Origin of the sequence: Cohnella silvisoli, assembly GCF_021190915.1 — a bacterium.
GTDB lineage: Bacteria > Bacillota > Bacilli > Paenibacillales > Paenibacillaceae > Cohnella > Cohnella silvisoli.
In genome coordinates this window covers 78,646-97,898 of the sequence record NZ_JAIOAP010000012.1, presented here as the reverse complement: position 1 = coordinate 97,898, position 19,253 = coordinate 78,646, and the positions used below count along the sequence as shown (strand labels likewise).

The 19,253-nt window shown below is 52.2% G+C and carries 27 protein-coding genes; 23 read left to right on the top strand and 4 right to left on the bottom strand.

Annotated elements, in window-relative coordinates; genetic code table 11:
• Nucleotides 1–8: 8 nt before the first annotated feature.
• From K7P76_RS21355 to K7P76_RS21295, 13 genes are all read left to right on the top strand, one after another.
• Nucleotides 9–2,561 (top strand): hypothetical protein, encoded by a 2,553-nt coding sequence (locus tag K7P76_RS21355; protein WP_232187344.1) that lies wholly within the window; start codon nt 9–11, stop codon nt 2,559–2,561.
• 167 nt (nt 2,562–2,728) lie between these two features.
• Nucleotides 2,729–5,461 carry a DNA polymerase gene (locus K7P76_RS21350; RefSeq protein WP_232187343.1) on the top strand — a complete coding sequence of 911 codons (2,733 nt, stop codon included), beginning with the start codon at nt 2,729–2,731 and terminating at the stop codon, nt 5,459–5,461.
• Nucleotides 5,462–5,557: 96 nt separating this feature from the next.
• Nucleotides 5,558–5,770, top strand: a complete 213-nt coding sequence (locus K7P76_RS21345; protein ID WP_232187342.1) for a hypothetical protein — start codon at nt 5,558–5,560, stop codon at nt 5,768–5,770.
• A complete protein-coding gene (locus K7P76_RS21340) occupies nt 5,748–6,041 on the top strand; it encodes a hypothetical protein (RefSeq protein WP_232187341.1) in 294 nt (97 codons plus the stop codon). Before K7P76_RS21345 ends, K7P76_RS21340 begins: the two co-directional genes overlap by 23 nt.
• Nucleotides 6,019–7,119, top strand: coding sequence for a hypothetical protein (locus K7P76_RS21335; RefSeq protein WP_232187340.1), 1,101 nt, complete (start codon nt 6,019–6,021; stop codon nt 7,117–7,119). Before K7P76_RS21340 ends, K7P76_RS21335 begins: the two co-directional genes overlap by 23 nt.
• Entirely contained in the window at nt 7,116–7,415 is a 300-nt protein-coding gene (locus K7P76_RS21330; protein ID WP_232187339.1) for a hypothetical protein, read from the top strand. Before K7P76_RS21335 ends, K7P76_RS21330 begins: the two co-directional genes overlap by 4 nt.
• 37 nt (nt 7,416–7,452) lie before the next feature.
• Nucleotides 7,453–7,929: a crossover junction endodeoxyribonuclease RuvC gene (locus tag K7P76_RS21325; protein WP_232187338.1), complete on the top strand. Its 477-nt coding sequence runs from the start codon at nt 7,453–7,455 to the stop codon at nt 7,927–7,929.
• 217 nt (nt 7,930–8,146) lie between these two features.
• The gene (locus K7P76_RS21320) at nt 8,147–8,356 is read left to right on the top strand and encodes a hypothetical protein (RefSeq protein ID WP_232187337.1); all 210 of its coding nucleotides are present in this window, start codon (nt 8,147–8,149) and stop codon (nt 8,354–8,356) included.
• Nucleotides 8,353–8,808, top strand: a complete 456-nt coding sequence (locus K7P76_RS21315; RefSeq protein ID WP_232187336.1) for a dCTP deaminase/dUTPase family protein — start codon at nt 8,353–8,355, stop codon at nt 8,806–8,808. Before K7P76_RS21320 ends, K7P76_RS21315 begins: the two co-directional genes overlap by 4 nt.
• A gap of 132 nt (nt 8,809–8,940) precedes the next feature.
• Nucleotides 8,941–9,513: a hypothetical protein gene (locus K7P76_RS21310; RefSeq protein WP_232187335.1), complete on the top strand. Its 573-nt coding sequence runs from the start codon at nt 8,941–8,943 to the stop codon at nt 9,511–9,513.
• Nucleotides 9,514–9,532: 19 nt separating this feature from the next.
• The gene (locus K7P76_RS21305; protein ID WP_232187334.1) at nt 9,533–10,999 is read left to right on the top strand and encodes a hypothetical protein; all 1,467 of its coding nucleotides are present in this window, start codon (nt 9,533–9,535) and stop codon (nt 10,997–10,999) included.
• Between the two features lie 119 nt (nt 11,000–11,118).
• Nucleotides 11,119–11,745, top strand: a complete 627-nt coding sequence (locus K7P76_RS21300) for a nucleoside/nucleotide kinase family protein (RefSeq protein WP_232187333.1) — start codon at nt 11,119–11,121, stop codon at nt 11,743–11,745.
• Nucleotides 11,742–12,209, top strand: coding sequence for a DNA N-6-adenine-methyltransferase (locus tag K7P76_RS21295; RefSeq protein ID WP_232187332.1), 468 nt, complete (start codon nt 11,742–11,744; stop codon nt 12,207–12,209). Before K7P76_RS21300 ends, K7P76_RS21295 begins: the two co-directional genes overlap by 4 nt.
• Here the strand turns inward: K7P76_RS21295 and K7P76_RS21290 are convergent.
• Nucleotides 12,152–12,505, bottom strand: coding sequence for a hypothetical protein (locus tag K7P76_RS21290; protein WP_232187331.1), 354 nt, complete (start codon nt 12,503–12,505; stop codon nt 12,152–12,154). The two genes, K7P76_RS21295 and K7P76_RS21290, sit on opposite strands and share 58 nt — an antisense overlap.
• 137 nt (nt 12,506–12,642) lie before the next feature.
• Here K7P76_RS21290 and K7P76_RS21285 point away from each other — a divergent pair, with 137 nt between their 5' ends.
• Genes K7P76_RS21285 through K7P76_RS21265 form a run of 5 tightly spaced genes read left to right on the top strand, consistent with a single transcriptional unit; the run spans nt 12,643 to nt 15,692 of the window.
• On the top strand, nt 12,643–13,053 hold the full coding sequence (locus tag K7P76_RS21285; RefSeq protein ID WP_232187330.1) for a DNA methyltransferase: 411 nt from the start codon (nt 12,643–12,645) through the stop codon (nt 13,051–13,053).
• Nucleotides 13,054–14,322, top strand: coding sequence for an HsdM family class I SAM-dependent methyltransferase (locus K7P76_RS21280; protein ID WP_232187329.1), 1,269 nt, complete (start codon nt 13,054–13,056; stop codon nt 14,320–14,322). It begins immediately after the preceding gene.
• Complete coding sequence (locus K7P76_RS21275; protein WP_232187328.1) at nt 14,319–14,681, top strand: hypothetical protein; 363 nt, start codon at nt 14,319–14,321, stop codon at nt 14,679–14,681. Before K7P76_RS21280 ends, K7P76_RS21275 begins: the two co-directional genes overlap by 4 nt.
• Nucleotides 14,668–15,057: an RNA polymerase subunit sigma gene (locus K7P76_RS21270; protein WP_232187327.1), complete on the top strand. Its 390-nt coding sequence runs from the start codon at nt 14,668–14,670 to the stop codon at nt 15,055–15,057. The genes K7P76_RS21275 and K7P76_RS21270 overlap by 14 nt, the downstream gene beginning before the upstream one ends.
• Complete coding sequence (locus tag K7P76_RS21265; protein WP_232187326.1) at nt 15,054–15,692, top strand: hypothetical protein; 639 nt, start codon at nt 15,054–15,056, stop codon at nt 15,690–15,692. Before K7P76_RS21270 ends, K7P76_RS21265 begins: the two co-directional genes overlap by 4 nt.
• On the opposite strand, the gene K7P76_RS21260 is transcribed toward K7P76_RS21265, so the two are convergent.
• On the bottom strand, nt 15,678–15,887 hold the full coding sequence (locus tag K7P76_RS21260; RefSeq protein WP_232187325.1) for a helix-turn-helix domain-containing protein: 210 nt from the start codon (nt 15,885–15,887) through the stop codon (nt 15,678–15,680). The two genes, K7P76_RS21265 and K7P76_RS21260, sit on opposite strands and share 15 nt — an antisense overlap.
• Nucleotides 15,888–16,354: 467 nt before the next feature.
• On the opposite strand from K7P76_RS21260, the gene K7P76_RS21255 reads away from it, so the two are divergent.
• Nucleotides 16,355–16,612, top strand: a complete 258-nt coding sequence (locus tag K7P76_RS21255; RefSeq protein ID WP_232187324.1) for a hypothetical protein — start codon at nt 16,355–16,357, stop codon at nt 16,610–16,612.
• 37 nt (nt 16,613–16,649) lie between these two features.
• The gene (locus K7P76_RS21250) at nt 16,650–16,982 is read left to right on the top strand and encodes a hypothetical protein (RefSeq protein WP_232187323.1); all 333 of its coding nucleotides are present in this window, start codon (nt 16,650–16,652) and stop codon (nt 16,980–16,982) included.
• Between the two features lie 76 nt (nt 16,983–17,058).
• Here K7P76_RS21250 and K7P76_RS21245 read toward each other — a convergent pair whose 3' ends face one another.
• The gene (locus K7P76_RS21245) at nt 17,059–17,481 is read right to left on the bottom strand and encodes a YhjD family protein (protein WP_232187322.1); all 423 of its coding nucleotides are present in this window, start codon (nt 17,479–17,481) and stop codon (nt 17,059–17,061) included.
• A 195-nt stretch (nt 17,482–17,676) separates the two neighbouring features.
• Between K7P76_RS21245 and K7P76_RS21240 the strand changes: the two genes are divergently transcribed.
• The 3 genes from K7P76_RS21240 to K7P76_RS21230 all read left to right on the top strand — a co-directional run bounded on the left by K7P76_RS21240 (nt 17,677) and on the right by K7P76_RS21230 (nt 19,029).
• Entirely contained in the window at nt 17,677–18,528 is an 852-nt protein-coding gene (locus K7P76_RS21240; protein ID WP_232187321.1) for an ATP-dependent DNA ligase, read from the top strand.
• Nucleotides 18,529–18,595: 67 nt separating this feature from the next.
• On the top strand, nt 18,596–18,790 hold the full coding sequence (locus K7P76_RS21235) for a hypothetical protein (RefSeq protein WP_232187320.1): 195 nt from the start codon (nt 18,596–18,598) through the stop codon (nt 18,788–18,790).
• Nucleotides 18,787–19,029: a YolD-like family protein gene (locus K7P76_RS21230; protein WP_232187319.1), complete on the top strand. Its 243-nt coding sequence runs from the start codon at nt 18,787–18,789 to the stop codon at nt 19,027–19,029. Before K7P76_RS21235 ends, K7P76_RS21230 begins: the two co-directional genes overlap by 4 nt.
• A 48-nt stretch (nt 19,030–19,077) precedes the next feature.
• On the opposite strand, the gene K7P76_RS33205 is transcribed toward K7P76_RS21230, so the two are convergent.
• Nucleotides 19,078–19,203 carry a hypothetical protein gene (locus K7P76_RS33205; RefSeq protein ID WP_255678684.1) on the bottom strand — a complete coding sequence of 42 codons (126 nt, stop codon included), beginning with the start codon at nt 19,201–19,203 and terminating at the stop codon, nt 19,078–19,080.
• Nucleotides 19,204–19,253: the final 50 nt, after the last annotated feature.

Below are 19,253 nucleotides of genomic sequence, written 5' to 3'. Positions count from 1 at the left end.
GACGTGAATTGGCGAAATTAGATAACGTTAAAGTAGTAGAGGCGCGTATTGAGTATAACGGTGAGCTTTTCGTACAGAGCGACGATGCTGCGGTAGTTGGCGACGTTTTACGGCTTGGTAGCGAAGGTGACTCGTGGATAACAGACGGAGGATATTACGAAGTCATTCGCGTCGATGGCGCGGGCGATCCGCATTTTTACGATAACGACGAGGACGATTATGACGCGTCCCACTTAGACGAGAAACCTACAGTATTCAAACGTACCGAAACGAAGCCGGCGCGCCTTACCGTAGGGGATTTCGCGAAAGTGGTGGGTAACGGTGCTCGGAGGGAAGGCGCGCGCGATTACGTAAACGGCTCCATAATTAAGATAGCTGTAGACGACGAGTCCTCCTTACCGTATAGAGGCGAAAGAGCGGACGGTACTTGCGGCGGATGGCTCACGAAAATGGACGTTAAGCCAGCAACCGAAGCGGAATTCCTAGCGCAGCGGGAGCCGGCAGTAACCCCAGAAGCTTCCGATATCATCGTCCACGACGGTAAGCAATACCGGAAAATGGCGCGTAAGGCTAACGTTGGCGATACCGTTATTATAACCGCGCGTGGAACACACGTTTTTAACGTTGGGGAAATCGTTAGCATCACGGAAGTAAACGAGAAGAACTGGAACCAAACCCGCCGAGCAAACGATGGGGTCTGCGGATGGTTGTACGAACGTGAATATGCCGTACTCGAACCGGTCATCACCGCGCCGAGCTTACCGAACCCGCTTGCGGATAAACTGCCCGATTCCTACGTCATTCACGACGGTAAAGTCTACCGGAAGACGGCGCGCGAGGCGAATGCGGGCGAGTTGGTTATCGTCGTCGACACGTCTTGGCATTTTATTAAACTCGGCGAAGTGGTAACCGCGAAAAGCGCTCGCGTTATCGAAGGTCGCCCGGAGCAGTTTTCGGATAAGCGTTCCAGTGTTTGTACGCAGATGGTTAACGCGTCGAATTACCGCGTGCTCGTCCCGGCTGCTGCCGTAACTATAAACGGCGTGGAATATACGGTGGAATCTCGCAGAGCTAACGAAGGCGATACGTTGTTATGCGTAGTAACGTCTAACGTAAAAGGTTGGTACTCAGCGGGTGATATCGGTAAAGCTACGGACGGTTGTTCTACTACAGACGTTACGTGGAATAACGGGGTTGCGAACGCCATTACATGTAAGAATTACGTCGTCCTCACGCCGAAGCAAGCGGAAGAAGCGACGCCGATAACGCCAGCTTATACGGAGGTCAAACGTAAAGCTAACGTAGGCGAGCGCATTATGATCGTAGCGCCGGAACTGGCAGCCGGTAAGTACGTGAAAGGTGATATTCACGTGGTTACCGTGACTGAAGACTACGGAGTTCACGTCGAAACAAAAAGCGGAGATGCATATATTTGTCATCGCGAATACGTAGTTCTCGAAGGAGGTACCGCACCTACGCAGCCAAAACCGATCATTTCCGTAGGCGACTCCGTTCGGATCAACGTACCGGAAGATAAAAATACGACGTACGGACGCGCCGGCGTTACGAATAGTGAAATCGGAATTGTAACGAAAGTCAACGGAAATTCCGTTACGGTTAGGTGGCCTTCGTTCGGTGACAGATGGAGCGGAGTCATATCGGAGTTGGACGTTGTGATTACGGAACCTCCGCAGCCTAAACGTTTGGTGGTCGGAGAATATGCGAAGGTCGTAAGTAACGCTTCGGCCCATTCGCTGGCAGTCGAAGACATTATCGAGATTCAGACGGATGATTCGAGCGGCATTCCGTATCGAGCATCTCGAGTAGTTGACGGAAAATCTTCCGGATGGATATACGATCGTGATTTAGTTCGCGCAACCGACGGGGAAGTGGCGGAGGCCAAGGCGGTGCTTGACCGCAAAGTTAGGAGCGGAGATTTCAACGTAGGTGATACCGCGATTCTTACGGATATGTCCGGCTCCGTGTCCGGATTTATCATGGGCGAAACGGTGACCGTCAAAGGACGTGAGTGTAGCGGTAAGAGTGCGCTAACAATCACAAACGGCCGCGTCATCGGATACGCGGATGCTGCGCACCTTAGACGCCAATCAGCGGAAGAAACGAAGCCCGCACGATTCAAAGTTGGCGAATACGCTCGTACACTGAAAGAATATAGTGGAATACCGCTTGGGACAATCGTAAAGATTACCCATGATGATTACGATAGCCGACCTTTCCGTGGCGAGAAGCTTGATGGAAGTGACTACAGTTATTACCGTCAGTCAGAGCTTGAGCTTGTTACGGAGGAGGAAGCGAGAGAAACCGCGAAGTGGGCCGCGATCGGACGGAAGGTTAACGAGTATAAATCGGGCGATGTAGTTGAAATTACGCAAGATCAATACGGAGATAAAGTCGGTACGATTACGGAAGTATCGAGACTTCGCGACGAAGGCGGGGTATATCTAAAAGCAATTCGGTCTAGCGGCTCTTACGTGGCCTCGTTTGACGCAATTAAACTCGTAACTCCCGTTGAGCAACGTTTCGACCGTTCGGCAGCGTAAGGAGGCGGCGCCTTATCGACGTTAAATTAACGCTAAACATACGTACGCCGACGAACGATGACGAGGCTACTCGCGAAGTTGCACGTGAGGCAGTCAAAGCGGCGGCCAAGCGTAAAGGCGCGGCTCAACCGGAAACGGCGGACGAAGCGCTAACACGGATCGGCGCGATGTCACTTACGGATAAGGAGCGAGCGCAGTTCGAAGCGTTCAAGCACGCGTTTAAGACCGGGGCAACAGGCAAACCCCGGTCCGACGGCGCGGCTAACGCTAAGTGGACGAAGGGCGACGTATTAGCGGCGGGCGCGGCAATCTTACGGGAACAGGCGGTAGCGGAGCGACAACTCCGAGCCGCCGAAACCTTACGGACTAAACCCGAGAACTTCCACGTAATAACGGACAATAACGATCTTCCGCGGATGGTGGCGCGTCTGCGGGAGGAAGTCCGCTTACAACAATTCGATCCGTGGTTCCGTAAAGTGTTCGGACTTTTCGATAACACGTTAATCCGACGTAAGTTAGCGGAAAGTGGGATCGATATTCCCGCCGCGATGTCACTAACCGTTTGGGATACGGAGACAAGCGGCCTCGACAAGATGCTCGACTTAAGCGGGGGATATTCGTTCTGGCTTCCGTTACTTAACGAAGGTTATTACGTTGCGTACGGTCATCTAACTGGAGAGACGCAATGTACCCGTTCGAAAGCGTTGGGCGCGATTGAGCGGTTCATGTCGCTACCAGAGCATATCAAATCGTTCCATAACGCGGAGTACGACTTAGCGATATTACTCAACGACGGCCTGAAGCCGCGGGGCGTTCGCTACGATTCCGTGTATGGGCAGCGCATCCTTAACGAGCATGAAGAGTCTTTCGGACTTAAGCCGCTCATTGCGAAGTATAAGGCCGCGATTGGTATAGATATCGACGATTTTACCTTCGAAGACCTTTTCGCGAAAGAGTCCCCGATGCTACATGCGATCGAAGTTGTCGGCATCTACGCGATAAAGGACGTTCTTAAAGGATGGGCGTTAACTCGTTGGCAGATCGACAATATGATCGCCATCAATAATTTGTACGTCCCATTCTTCGAGATTCGCCAGTACCTAACGGAAGTCAATGTAAATATCGAGCGGACTGGTTTCGTTATTGATATCGACGGCCTCCGCGATCTAAGCGTAGAATTCCGCGGTCGCCTAGAGATTGCGCAGAAGAACGTGGTCGAGGCGTATGGTGTAAGCGAACCGGAGTTCTTACGTAAGATGGATCGCGTAGTCAACGCTCGGAGTATTGCGGAGTGGGTCGATAAAACGAAGAGGAAGGCGGAGCGTCTACGCGATTCTATTGAAAAGAAACGCGCTAAGCTTGCGGAAATGGTGGCGGCCGGTAAAACGCATCTCAAATCGTATGAAGCCGAATCATCCGCGTTATTGAGGTACGAGGTGGAGCTCGCAGAAGTGCCGGCGCCGATCGAGGATAACGCACCGATTACCGTTGAGGCGTTTGTATTTACTAACGATAACCATTTGCGCTATCTCATCTACGATCACCTCGGAATACGCGACCGTACGAAGGAGATCGTCAAGGACAAGAAAAAGGAGCGCGCCGTATCGAAGGACGTACTCGAACGCTATTTCGAAGACGAGGAAGCGCTCGCGCCATTAGCGGAAGTGTCGATGCTCGAGAAGTTGCTCGGCACGTATATCGAGAAAATACCGGAGGCGCTCGACGTAACCGGACGGCTTCACACGCAGCTAGATACGGTTAGTACGGGGCGCTACTCATCGAAGGGGTATTCCGGTAAGCCGAACAATCTACGTGAAGGCCCGGTAACTGACGATGATTTCCTCGATACGATGCGGCAGCTCGTTGATTGTCCGGAGAAATCCGTAGCCAAGGGAACCAACATCCAGAATATACCATCTCGTACGAAAGAGGGAACGCGAGTACGGATGAAGTTTGTTCCTCCGTCCGAGCACGTTTTCCTCGGCAGCGATTTATCGTCAATTGAGCCGCGCATTCAGGCGCATAAAATGGCTACGGAGTTCGGCGATGAAATCTTCGCGGATATGTACCGAATGGGACTAGACCCGTATGTAGAGTTTGCGTCAACTCTGTTCGACGTAGACAAGGCGCTCTGTACGGAGAAGGCGTATAAGGACGGCTTGACTACGGTTAAATATCGCGGGCTTACGAAGGACATGTTTCTCGCGAAAGGCTACGGTCAGGCGCAGGATCAATTCGTTAAGACGGCGGTTAAGCGGGGCGTACAAGAGGCGTCAGCTAAGCGGGCGTATGCGAAGTTTGACGAGATTCTTCCGGGATTTACGACGATGGTCAACGCGTCATTCGAACACCTCCGTAAATACGGATGGACTGCGACACTGTGGCACCAAAAGCGCAGATTTCCGGAATATCGGGAGAATTGGCGGAAGCTCTGCGTCCTGATGAAGCGCGCCGGCATCGTTGACAAGAGTGATCCGGATCTCGCGAAGAAATCGAATAGGCTGCGTTATGAGGAACGCACGGAATTCTGGCAACTCATCCGCCTAACCGGACGCGACGAACGGTCAGCATTTAATCACGAAGTCCAAGGATCGGGCGCCAACGTACTCCAACTATGCATGATACGGAGCTACTACGAATGTACGATCGGTCGCGGGTGGGAATTTCCGTTAACGCTACATGATGAGCAAAAGCACGCGGTTCCTGTTACGGAACTCACTCCGGAAGCCGTTACGTTGTACGACGATATCATGACGAACACCGTAACGTTCGCGTGTCCGTTAGCCTGCGATACGACGATCGAAACGCGTTGGATGTGCGAATATTCTGCGGAGGAGTGGGACTTCGAAGCCGGACGACCGCTACCGGAGTACGCGAACAAATATGGAGGTGCTGCGTAATGGAACGTGAATCCGCATCGTATACGTGTATGAATTGCGGCGCATATAATCGCACACTGGCGGACGAGGTCGGGGGATCACGCGTGTTGGCAATGTATGTACGAATCGAGCGTCGATACGGAAATTACGGAAAGCTTACGTACGAGTATCGGCTGCTACGTCGAGGACTGTGCCGAACGCGGCAGCACTCCGGACGCCTTCGCGTTCAGCCTAACGTATCAACGCGATTACGGGCGTGTTCCCGGTGCGGTTATCGAACGATTAATTAACGAGGAGTTGACGAAGTATGGGCGTAAAAATTTCGAATAAGCAACTTATCGCATTGTGGCGCGAAGAAGAGCTCGAGGTTAACGGCGTAACGTACACAGTGACGGAGGAAGGCGGATGGGACGGCGCTGGCGAAAAGTACCAATCGCTTGATGTTGTTTTTACGGACGGCGAGCGCCATTATCGCGGCTATATTACGCGTTCCGGTTCGTATTTCTCCGACTGGAATTACGATGATTACGGAGACGCGGATATTGACGAGGTAGTGAAAATCACGCGGACGATTACGGTTGAGGAATGGGAGGCGGTCTAATATCGGTATTTTCACGAAAGTAGGCGCGGAGGTTCAACGTTCGCTCGCTGAACAAATTGCCGTAGATTTCACCGCACAACTCGACGCATGGTACGGATCGCCCGAAGTATACGACGATGAGCTCGACGCGCAGATTCACCGATGGTACGCGGATATCATCGTGGATAAGGCGCGTAAAGTATGGCCGCCGCGCGATATTCCGTATTTTTCCCCGTCGTCGGCGAATAGTTGTCCGCGTGAACTTTACGAGAAACTCCGGAAGTCGCCGAAGGATAAAACGGACTCGCCTCCGCATCAAGGACGCTGGCGCGCCGTGGGTACTGCGATTGGGGACGTTATCCAGCGGGATCTATTATTTGCGGAGAAGCATTACGCGAAGGCGACCGGAGCCCCGCCACGTTTCCGCTTTGACCGGAATGAACGCGGAGAACCGATGCTCGAAGACTTCGCTAAGCGTAACGCAATCATAACGCATAAAGGACGTAAGTTTGCGCTATTCGGTACGTGCGACGGCATCATGCTGTACGCGACGGAAGACGGCGAAGTGTTACGCGTCGGCCTCGAAGTTAAATCGAAGCAAACGACGTCGGCGCAGACGTCCGAATATTCAACGCGTAACGGTCCGAAGGAAGATCACGTTAAACAATGCGTCTGCTATTCGTTAATGTACGGTAGCGAAGCCGCGCCGATCGACTACTACGTTATCCTCTACGTCAATGCGTCGAAAAAGGCGTGGGATATGACGCCGGAAGATTACGTAAAGAATCCGGATATCAAGGCGTTCGGCATCGAAGTCACCGACGAGATGCGTGCGGGCGTTCTCGACTACTTTGCGGACGTGCTTGGCGCGGTCGAACGGAATGAACCGCCGGCGCTCGATATCGATAAGTGGAATTTCAACAATTTCAAGGGCGCATGTGCGGTCGGACTTTCCGACGAAGAATATGCGCGAATTCAACGAGAGGTGGCGGCGGTAATCGCGTCTCAAATGCCGGAATTCAAGCGGCAACAATACGCAAACACGCTCGCTAAAATTACGGAATTACGGGAAGTATCGCGATTGGAGGCGGCTGCATGACCGGACTTTACGTAATTGAGTCGATACGCGACCGGAAGACGGGCGAAGCACATGAACGCGAGGCCCGGCGTAAGAACCATCGCGTTAATATCCTACGTGCCGAGGTCGGTCACCGTCTTATAGCGGATTACGTAGATGAGCCCGGATCAACGTTAAGAACGACAGTTGTGACTGACGCGGATACCTATTCCCTCGATTGGTGGTTGGGGGACCGCCTCGTAGTTGAGACGGAAAACACCGTATATACATTCCGCAAGATATCTGAGGAGGTGGCGCTTCCTGGCTCCCAAAATTAAGCCGGAAATTACTCGGTTTCTTGGACTCGATTTATCGTTGAGCCCCGGAGTCGCCGCGATTGAGGTTCGGAACAGGCAACCGTTCCTCGTCGCCGCTTCTTCGGTCGGTACATCGATAGTTGATAACGATGCCGTCCGCTCTCTGACCGTCGAATCGTTCATAGCGCAATTCATCTACATGCACCGCCCGTTTAATCTCGTTCTACGTGAGGATTTCACGTCCGGCAAGAACAAGCGCGCAACACAAACGATATTTAGCGCATGGGCGGCTGCAGACCGCGCCCTTCATACGTACGGCTACCGAGTAGAAGACGTCAAGCCGGCGCTGGCTCCAACGTCAGTTAAGAAGCTCGTCACCGGAAATGGGCGCGCCGAGAAGCCGCAAGTTGCGGAGGCTGTCCGCCGAATCCTACGTTTGGGCGACGATTACAATTGGGCAGCCGGTTACGATGACTCGGACGCGTGTGCCGTCGTACTGGCGTATTTAATCCGTGAGGAGTTGATAGATGCGTGACTGGCGAAAACGACGAACTTGGCCGAAAGCTACTCGCTATTGCACGTGCTGAGTTAGCGGACTTGGATTACGCAATACGGTTGGCTGACGAGAGGCTTGCGCGTCTTTACGAATGGCGTGCGGGAATCCTCGCTCAAATAAATTCACGTGTTTCTGTGCGAGACGGTGATGATCTTACGATTAACACGTAGGAACAAAACGGAGAGGAGGACGAAAGTTGAATAATGACAATTACGTAATCCTTATCGACGGTTATCCGTATCGAAAAAACAACGCAATTCGAACGTATAAGACTCGCGAACGTGCTGTTAAGGAGGCGCAAGTTCTCGTAGACTACGGAAAATACGGCTATCCCTCGTGGGTCGATGCGAAGATCGAGACAGCGCAATTCGGCGTAATTAATTCGGAGGAGGTGGTCGCGGTTTGAACATTAATATTCAACGGCTTCGGCCGGACGCCACGCTCCCAACCGGCTCGGCAACGTTCGATTTGTACGCGGCGGAGAGTGGCGTCATCGCACCGGGTTTAGTCGCAAAGATTCCGCTCGGCCTCACGTTCGAAATTCCGCCCGGCCACGTAATGATCGTCACAGCGCGCCCCGACCTCGCGTTCATTACGCCATTACGTCAGGCTAACGGAATTTGCGTGATTGGCCCGGATAACAGCGAGGAAGCCGCGCTGATATTCGAACATGTAGACGTACCGGAAGAAGCGGAATATGGACGCGAGTTAATTACGCTCGACGGCGGAGTGGAAACGTGGGACATCGGCTTAGAATACGAAGTCGGTTCGTATCTCGTCCGTAAAGGTGACCGCGTTGCGAGCGGCTTCGTCATTCCGGTTCCGGCTGTGACATTTACGGAAGTTGACGCGGCGTGAGTTTTCATGAAGCTAGCGAGGAGTTATATAAGCACGTCCGAATCACTTTCGATGCATTCGCGGAGTCGTTAAGTTTACGGAAAATCTGCGACTGGCTCGTAGATAAACTAGAAACGATGAGGAGGCGCTAAAATGGCGCAATTAAACGAAGTGAAAACGGTAGGGATTGACGTAATCGAGTACGAAGGCGGGCGCTACGTAGTTACGGAAGATGACGCAGCCGTCGGTGATATCGTACGGCATGACGTTAGTGGTTACGATTTTCTTCCGAAAGGTTCGTTCTACATCGTTGTAGACAGATCCGGAGATATCCAAGTTGTGGACGAAGACGGCGATCATATGAACGTAGACCTTGATTTTACCGTATTCCGCCGCGAAGTCGTTACGTTATCGACAGCGCAGCTTATCGAAGCTAAACGCGCTGAACTCGCGGAGCTCGAGGCGAAATTGGCGGAGGAAACAACGTTAAAGGTCGGCGACTATGCGCGTGTAATCGAAGCAAATCCGGATGATGACGAAATTTCCGTTGGTGATATCGTAGTTATTGACGAGCTTGATACGGTACACACCGACGGACTGCCGTATAGAGCGCGAAGAGTCGGTTCATACGAATGTTGGGCGTGGGTTCCATCCGCTACGAAGTTATCGCCCGCCGAAGCTCGCACCGCTCTCATCGCGCAAGTTGACGCATTATTCGCGAATTAATAACGGAGGAGATGACGGTATGAGTAAAGTGACGGAAGTTAAACGTAAAGCAAACGTGGGAGAACGCATTAGAATCGTTAACGCGGACGTAACGTTCGGTGATTACGCGAATGGCGCGGAGATGGTCGTAAGTGGATTATCCGGAGACAGCGGCGTTTACGTTGAGCCGTATTGCGAGGACCCGGCCGCGCTCAGCTACATTAACCACAATGAATACGTTGTTCTCGTAACGGAGGAGGTTGCGCCTATGAACGAAAATATCACGGTTCTATCGGACGAATCGATCGGCGGCGTTTTACGGGAGTATCGTGAGGTTAAGCGGAAGGCGCGAATGGGCGAGCGCGTTAGGATCGTCGGTTGGGGTGCGGAAAATCACGTCTATAAGTACGAGTATAAAAACGGCGATGTGGCGACCGTAATGGAAACGGGAGTTTCTGGTTATGCGCGTATTCCATCCAAAAACGCGGTCGGATTCGCTTCACTTAGCGAGTCGGAGTACACCGTCCTCGAACCGGTCGAAGCTACAGCGCCTCTCGTACAGCCTACGCTCGACCTTGCGAAACAAGTCGCCGGCCTCACGGACGCCGTCGCAAAGTTAACGCTACAATTACGTGTTGCCCGTGAGGACATCGTACTCATCGAGGAGGGCGTGTCGGCGGACATACGTAAGCTGGAACGCGAGGTCACGGAGTTGAAACGTACGATTTCACCGGTTAACGATGCGGTCGATAAGCCGGCCGCGTTGACACGTGACCAAATCGTTGAGCGTGCGAAGGCGGACGTGGCGGAGTTGGCGCGTACCCATCGTGACGTTTACGGAAAGCATCCGCATTTTTGGCCGAAAGTTGACGGCGTGCGTACCGACTGGAGTTCGATGCAGCGCGTTGAGTTCATCGTTAATCGCGAGAAACGTACCGTTGTTGCGTTGATCCATTTCCTCCCGCAATGTGGCGGTGAAATATACGCGCGCGGATTCGCGAAATGCGCACCGGACGATTGCTTTAACGTTCACGTCGGAAAGGCGATCGCGCTCCGCCGTGCGCTCGGATTGGAAGTGCCGGACATTTACGGGAAGGCTCCGCAACCTACGGAAGCGCGCGTCGGGGATATCGTGAAAAGTACGGGAGGCGGATCATTCACAGTCGTTAAATCACGTGTACCGGATAGCGATAAACTCTGCGTCTCATATGTCAATAGCGGAATATTTAGCGGATTCGTGATCGACGATAGCCGCGAAGACGCTCCGTTGATTAGACGTGAACCACGCGTAGGCGATGCCGTTCGTATCATTGACGCGAGCGCGACGAATATCGGACACAGCCATTACTTATCGGAGGATCGCGAATATTACGTTGTAGAAGTGAATCACGTAGGTCGCCTGAAGACTCCGTACTCTATTGCCAAATCTGCTTCGGACAGTTATGGAATATGGTGCGCGCGCGATGCGTTCACTTTCGGAAAGGAAACGGAGGTGAACGCTGCTTGACTACGGGAATTGTGTGGACAAACACGTGTGACTATTGCGGTGAGTTTGTGCAGTCCCCGTATGTTTTCCAACACAAAGGCGAGTGGTATTCCGGACACAAGCGGTGCATGGGTGCGCCAATGATACGGAAGTTAGCGGAAGAATCGCGTCCGAAATCAATGCCTCCGATTGCCCTTTGTGGACAACTCCGCGCAGGTAAGGACGCAGTCGCCGATTATCTCGGACGTCAATACGGATACACACGGTTCGCGTTCGGCGACGAGTTGAAACGGTACGCTCACGAATTATTTAGCGGTGAGGTGGGCGGTATCGTAGACGGAGTCAGCCGGAAGCCACGCGAGCTATACCAGTGGTTCGGTCAGACGATGCGGGCGCGTGATCCGGACATATGGGTGCGGAAATGTTTCGCGTGGATTCAACGTGAATATGACGTTATGCACGATTACGATCCGGCTAATCATCCGTTCCGCTCCGTCATCACGGACTTACGCCAGCCTAACGAAATCGAACGCTGTCGGGCGGAGGGTTACGTCATCATCCGCGTCAACTGTCCGGAGGCGATCCGTCTCGAACGTGCGCGTCAGGCAGGCGACACGTTTACGGCGGAGAGTTTGGCGCATGAGACGGAGAGTCATATCGCGGGCTTTGCGGTCGATTACGAAGTGGAGAACGCGGGGACGATGGCGGATTTGTACGCGGAGGTTGATGCGATTATGGCGAGGATTAACGCGGAGGTGAACGGTTGAATACAGCGGTAATGTTTTCGTCAGAGACGGACCTATGGGCGACGCCTCAATCGTTCTACGACGAATTAAACGCGGAGTTCCACTTTACGCTCGACCCGTGCTCAAACGGTGATAATGCGAAGTGTGAGCGATTCTTCACGCGGGAAGACGACGGCCTCGCGCAGAATTGGTCGGGAAACGTTGTGTTCATGAATCCGCCGTATGGGCGCGGAATAGGCGAATGGATGCGGAAGGCATACGCGGAATCACGTAACGGAGCAACGGTTGTTTGCCTCGTTCCCGCGCGTACGGATACACGATGGTTTCACGAGTATGTATACGGGAAGGCGGAGATTCGCTTCGTAAGGGGACGGTTAAAGTTCGGTGAAGCTACGAACAGCGCGCCGTTTCCGTCGATGATCGTTGTTTATCGCGCCTCTTCCTCCGCAATGAACACGAGCCAATCATCCTGTGTTGTTGCGTAGTTATACCGCCGTCCGACCGCCTCTAGTCTCGTTTTGTTGAAGAACGGCCGTGCCGATAAGTAACCGCGTTTGTCTACGGTGGCGGCCGTAAGGTCAACAGGTAGCGTCTGGCGAATAGCAATCGCGCGTTCATCCGCTACGTAACCGAGCGCGACGCGGTGACCCGGTTCTAGCTTAAATAACGTCATGACGTCGGCGGACAGGCTTATTCGTTTTTGCGCGTCTGTTGCGACGAATAACGTCATAACGGGGACTGGAACGATGTCATAACGTTTTGGGGCGGTTTCTCCGGACATTTAATAACACTCCGATCATTTAACGTATATGTAACGCGAATTGGCGCTTTTATGCCAAGAATAACATGTAGAGGGAGCGATGTAAAATCGAATTAAACCGGATATATCAACGCGACTGTATCGAGGGGATGCGGGATTTGCCGGACGAATACGCTGACGTCGCGATAGTCGATTCTCCGTACGGAATCGATTTCCATAGTAATTTCCGGAAAGTGTCGTCGCTTAGTACGACGGAAGGAATCGCGAATGACGGCAAAGACAACGCAGGTTTTTTAGCGGAAGTGATCGCCGAAATTCACCGCATTCTGAAGCCGAACTCTCACATTTACTGGTTCACGCGGTGGGATAAAGTGCCGGAGCATCAACCGTTACTTGAGCGGCATTTCAGCATAAAAAATTCGCTAATATGGATGAAAAATAATTGGTCTATGGGCGATTTATTCAGAGCATACGCGGGTCAATACGAAAACATCATTTTCGCGCAAAAAGGCCGCCGCTTACTTAACGAGGTGGCCCAATTAAACGCGCCTGAAAGGAGTGCGGCGTAAATGGGGAAAGCCGATCGCAAACGTTGGGACGGAAATGTTCGTTCGATGGCGATTATTGCGAAGGCTGACGCAGATATCACGGCGGACGACTTATCGTTCCTACGCGAAAACTATACGTCAGCGGGCGGCCTGATCCCGAACGCATACAGTGGGGGCGCGTTCTTTACTCCGACGCACGTAGCGCGGTTTATCGTTGAGGCATTACGCGGCTTGTCCGGAGGATTTAGCGCCGGCCAAACGTGGCTAGAACCGTCATGCGGGTCCGGAGTATTTCTCGAACACGTCCCCGCCGAAGCCGAAGTTACCGCGTTGGAATTGGACGTCACATCGGCGCGAGTGGCTTCGCTATTGTATTCGGCCGCCAACGTAATCCAGGGCGACGCATTAACGCATGATCGCCGCGACTACTATGATTTCGTCATCGGTAATCCTCCGTATGGCGTGAACATCGATATTGCTGCGGAGGAGCTCCCGGACGATTACGTGACGTTGACGAAGAAGGCCAGACGAGCTCGTGGCAAGTCGGAGTTTGCGTTCATTGAACTCGCAATAAAGGCGGCCAAACCCGGCGGATACATTGCGCTCGTGCTTCCGAAAGGTATCGGTTTTTCATCGGCTGGCGCTAAACTACGGGATCTCACGCGGGAATCGTGTTGGCACATAGCGAGCGTAGAATTGCCCGGCACCACGTTCGCACACGTAGGGACTACGATATCAACGGACATCCATATTCTGCGTAAAGTGACGCCAAACGCACGTAAAGTACACGTAAAATATACGCAAGCTGGCGGCGGCCGATTCGTACTCGATACTGTAGTGCAATCGGAGCCGTCCGAGTCGACTATGTTTTGGTACGAAGGACAAGCGCCGGTGCTTCACGCGGTTATCACGGACATCGGCTACGATAAGGACGGTAAGTCTACGGATAAGTGGGACGACGGCTTGACGCAGCTTGACGAGTTACTCGAAGCGTTTACGGATACGTTGATACGCGAGAATAGCGACCCGATTGCGCCCCATAAAGGTGAGACTCACGCGTTTAGCGTTAGAGTTCCTCCGCACGAAGAATGGCGGACGAAGCGCGGAGAGTACGCCTATTGGAACGTGCTTACGCTCGGGCGCGGCGAGGATATAGCGGTCGATGGCGGATCGCCTGAATCATCGTTCGACCTCGATTGGCAGGACCGGATAGTCGCGTCACATTACGCGGAGTTGGAGCGGACAAGCAGCGCAACAATTACCGAAACGATAACAGAGGTGGCGGCGTGAAGAAGTTTCCGGTAACAACGGAAGACGGACGTGAATTTCGGGTAACGATACATTGTAATAACGATGATGATTCGTGGTTCGGGCGAGTTGCTTACGTTAAATTATACGTTGAGCGTAAGGGTCGCCGCATCTTCCGCTTCAAGCGCATATTTCACGGTAGTTATGACCGCGATGACGGCTACGATTGGAAGAACCCGGACTTCATCGCGTTAACGGCGCAAGTAATCGCGGACTATGACAAAGCTGTTATAGACGAGGCGGAGTTACGCGTTGAGGTTGCGAAGCGTGACCGCGATATAGCCGAAGCTCAAGCAGCGTTTAGCGAATGGGACGGGAGGTTATCGGATGGGGCACGTTAAAATTGATGTCGCGAAGGACGAACGTGCTTTAACGCAAACATACGCGCTTAATACGGTCGCCGGCGTCAAGGCGCTATTACGGGATCGCCATACGATCGCCTCGCGACGCTTTCGCGGAGATACAGCGGCGTCCGACATACTCATCGATTTGCATAGCGCGATCGAGTCCGCCGAGCTTTCGAATAATCAGGCGGAGGTCATCGCGTGGTTATACGGGCTCGACTTTACTCAGGGGACGGCCGCACAGATTATGGGGATATCGCAGAAAAACGTAAGCGAGTACGCGGACATTGCGCTTGAGCGGATCGCAGCGGTATTTAAACGGTGGGGGTATAGCGAGATTACAACGGAGATTAGAGAGGATGCGGTTGCTTGACGTATATAGAGAGATTCGCGCGACTTGTTGTGGAATTAGAGATTACGATTAAGCAACGTAAAACTAACGAGTCTTTACGATTCGGTTACGGTGGCGTGGGTTACGACACTGACGATCGTACAAAACGGATGGTGCTCATTGAACGAATCGCGGACGATTACGTTAGGGCGCATGCAGACGTTAATCAGGCGGCAATTGATACGTGGGTCGAACGCGGATGTAAAGGGGAGCGGCCGGCCTCGCTTCCGTTAGATGGCGCGTTGCTCGATCGGTTAACGGACGCTGTGCTTAACGAAGAAATTACGGACCCGAATCCGTATAAAGTCTCCCACGAAGATTATCCGTTCTTCAGCGACCGCCAACTGGATCTCCGCCGTGACCGTGAAACTTCGCTTAAGGCTGCGGAAGAAACCGGCACGGACGGCCGGGATTATCGCATACCGAAACGCAGGAAACGGACGGGCTACGAAAATCGCTTCGTCGATGCAAACGCAAAAATACGCAACACGGAAAGGGCTGCGCGATATAAGCGGGATATAGCGCCGGGGCGGATTGTTACGCATATGACGGAGCCGTTTGTAACGTGCGTCGGGCTTGGCGATAAGTGGCGGGATGTGTTGTCACTCGTCTACTAGTGTAAGGAGCTCCGCCACGGTAACGCCAAAATAAACGCAAAGCTTCGCCAATAGATCGCGCGGATAACGTTCCATTTCGTCATTGTACATTGTTCGTACACTTTCGAAGCGGTAGTCGATATCCTGCGCGATTTTTCGTATAGATACGCCGCGAGCGTCTGCCAACGGTTTTAAGTTTGAGCGGATTAAGTTCATTCGGCCACCTCCCAAAATAAATATAACTCGACACGAAAAAAGTGTCAAATAGTTCTTGACTCGTTAAAAGAGTCATGATATATTATGTTGTAAGGCGGCACGGTAAACGAGTCGCGGAAAGGAGCTCACAGCATGTCGAGTACATTCTTCCTGATTGCGGCAATCATCAACCTTACTATCGCGGTACTTAACGCGGTGACGGCGTGGATGAACCGCAAAAGAAAAGATACCTAGCGCTCACGACGCAGGGTATCCGGTGGAAAAACGGTAGGTAAGCGGGGCGGTCGAAAGTGGCCGCCTTCTACCGAATATTATACTCGACGGTTAGCGATATATCAACGGAGACGAAAGGAGGAACGCGAGTGTTGATAGCGGCGTGGATCATAACGGGATTGGCGGCGATCGTTGCGGTGGCTGCGTTGGTGATGGCGGTCAGGAATCGGAAAAATTAACGGGAGGTTACGGAGATGGCGCAAGGTGCAAAAATAAAGCTTTCGCACTTGAGTATCCACTTTAATAGGACGTTTAAGAAGTGCGAAGGTGGGGATTACGATAGAAAACTGTTCGTAGCAATGTACAACAACCTTGTCGAAGCGATCGAAGAATTCTATTCGTTGGAAATTCGAAGTCCGATTATAGCGGTTGGGTTCAACGAAATATATGAAAAGAAATTTGATGAACTAAAGGATTTGGAACAGAGTCTTGAAGCGCGCAAAATGATTTAATAAGCGGGAGCTACGGCTCCCTTCGGAGGCCTTACGCATGTACCGATACGATGACGATGATGAGCCGTACGACTACGGCTTCGAACAACCGGATACGCGGTGGACGGCGATTCTAGACGATGAAACGGAAGTCAACGTAATCATCCAACGTGATCGCCGTTATAATAGCGAGCTTGAGCGCAATGAATGGGCGATGTGGTACGTGATCGTAACGGATGGACATACGACAAAGTTGCCGGAGAACGTGGACGAGTCGCAGGCGATCGAGATAGCGCGGATTATGTACCGCGACCGTATTGACGGCGACGCAACGGAGGACGCGCGAGCCACGAAACGAGCTTACGCGATGGAACGAAAGTACGGGTTTTAAAATTACCGCCTGATGAGTCCGTTACGGAAGCGGACGAAACACGGACGCCGAGCGCGTCCTGTCGCGGAATTCCGTTTTAATGTACGAGTGGCTGAGCGGATTGTACATCCGACGATAACGGTTCCGGCTTCGGGTTTACTAGCTGACGCCCGTATCTCTTTAACCTAACGCCTATTTCCGAACGCGCATCTTCACGTAATAATCCGAAGCGCTCCTCGTATCCACGGCGTCGAAGTCTAACGTAGAAAGCAACCTCGTCATTACTTTCCTCCAGTACGTTAATATTCGCACGACTCATAGCGATTTTTGTTTCCGTTAAATCCGTTTTGACCGCATTTAGGAACACGTCTAGAAACCGGCTGATAAGATCCCGAAACGTGTTGCGCGATTGTTCGACTTCTTCTTTGCTGCGGACGGCCAACGCCGCCATGCGGGACAGAATTACGAAATCCCGGATCAAAATAATCTCCTCTTGTGTAAATTGAGTCTCAACCTTCATGAGTTTTTCTCCTCCGTACAGGAACGTTTGTTCTCACATTATATGCGGCTGAGTGCGCATAATCAAGATACGAATAAAATAAATTTATGACTCCTCCCTAGTTTTCCACAAAATTGCATAAACTTACCGGAACCCCTTCGCTTTCCAGAGTGCTACAATCGGTATATCAACGCTGATATACGGAAGGTGTGCGGTATGTTTTTAGCGCCGATGCTACTTGAAAAACGGGAGAAGCCGTTCGATGATGCGCGTTATATATTTGAGCCAAAGATTGACGGACACCGTATGGTACTTTCGATCGAATACGGAGTTGTCCGTCTCTATACGCGCCACAATAACGAAGTCACTCGACAATACCCGGAGTTGCATAACGTACCGATCGAGGATAATTCTGACGTAGTCTTGGACGGTGAGGTCGCGTGTATAAATCCGGAAACTGGATCGATCGATTTCGAGTTGATTCAGAAGCGTTTTAAGATGCGGAAGCCAATGACGATTCAGGCGGCTACCAACCGACAGCCCGTTATCTTCTTCGCGTTCGATATCCTACGATATAAAGGCAAGGATCTGCGTGGTCTGACGCTTATGGAGCGGAAAGCGGTGCTTTTTCAAGTGCTCGCTGAAAATAAGAATTTCAGTCTTATTATAAACGTTGAAGGCGCGGGCAAAGCGATGTTCCGGGCGATTGAGGAAAAGAAACTCGAAGGAATTGTCGCGAAGAAAAAATTGAGCCGCTACGTCGGTGGAAAAAGCGAGAATTGGCTGAAAATTATCAACTATACGTACGCCGAGGTTAGAATCGCAGGATACCGAAAAGATCAATTCGGATGGTTGCTGCGGCATCGCGATAGGAACGTTGGAATCCTAGAGTTCGCGGTTCCCTCCGCACATAGAGCGGCATTTTACGGCGTCGCGAAAGGACTGGTTACGGGAGAGGATCACGACTTTGTTTACGTTGAGCCGCGTATAAATGTTCGAGTACGTTTCCGTAATTGGACTCGCGCGGGTATGCTGCGGACTCCGGAATTTGTAGATTTCGTAATTTGACCCTTGAAATAGAACGCACATTCCCGTTATAATAAGAACAAACGTTCCTATAACGGAGGGGTATCGTATGAGTAACGCAACAATCAATAAATGCGTCGGCCGCACGGTTGATCTAATTTACGTGGACACCAACGGGAAATTTTCGCAGCGCCGCGTAAACCTGTTCGCGATTCACAACGGAAAAGCACGCGTGTACGACGTCAGTAAGCGCGGCTTCCGTACGCTTGTCGTTGACCGGATATTGGCGGTGCAGGCGGTATGATGAATAAGTTGAACGGTGAACGGCCGGAGCTCAATGCGCGGGAACGAGAAGAAATCATGCGCGTACTCATGGAATCGCTCGGCCTGCAAACGGCCGCAGAATTCCGCCTATACGATCCGTACGAGGAGTGCGTAGTCGTCGGCGTCGTTGAGCGCGTCGATCCGTATACGCGCACATTTACCGTCGAGTCAGACCGGTTTAAGATGGCGGATATTATCAGAGCTTCGGCGCTTGTTTAACGTAAAAGTCACATTGCGACCGGACGAAGTATTCACCGTTATGGAATTTTACGTGATAGTCCGTAACTCCTCGATCGTGCTGGGTCCGATTAATTCATCGTCATAGGTGACGTAAATCGGCTTACGCATAGCCGCGGCCCGGTAAAATTGGCGCGTGGTAACGAGTGGAATCATTTCGGCAGCCCCCAGTTAGAGAAGCCCGCCGATTATGACGGGCTCTTCGT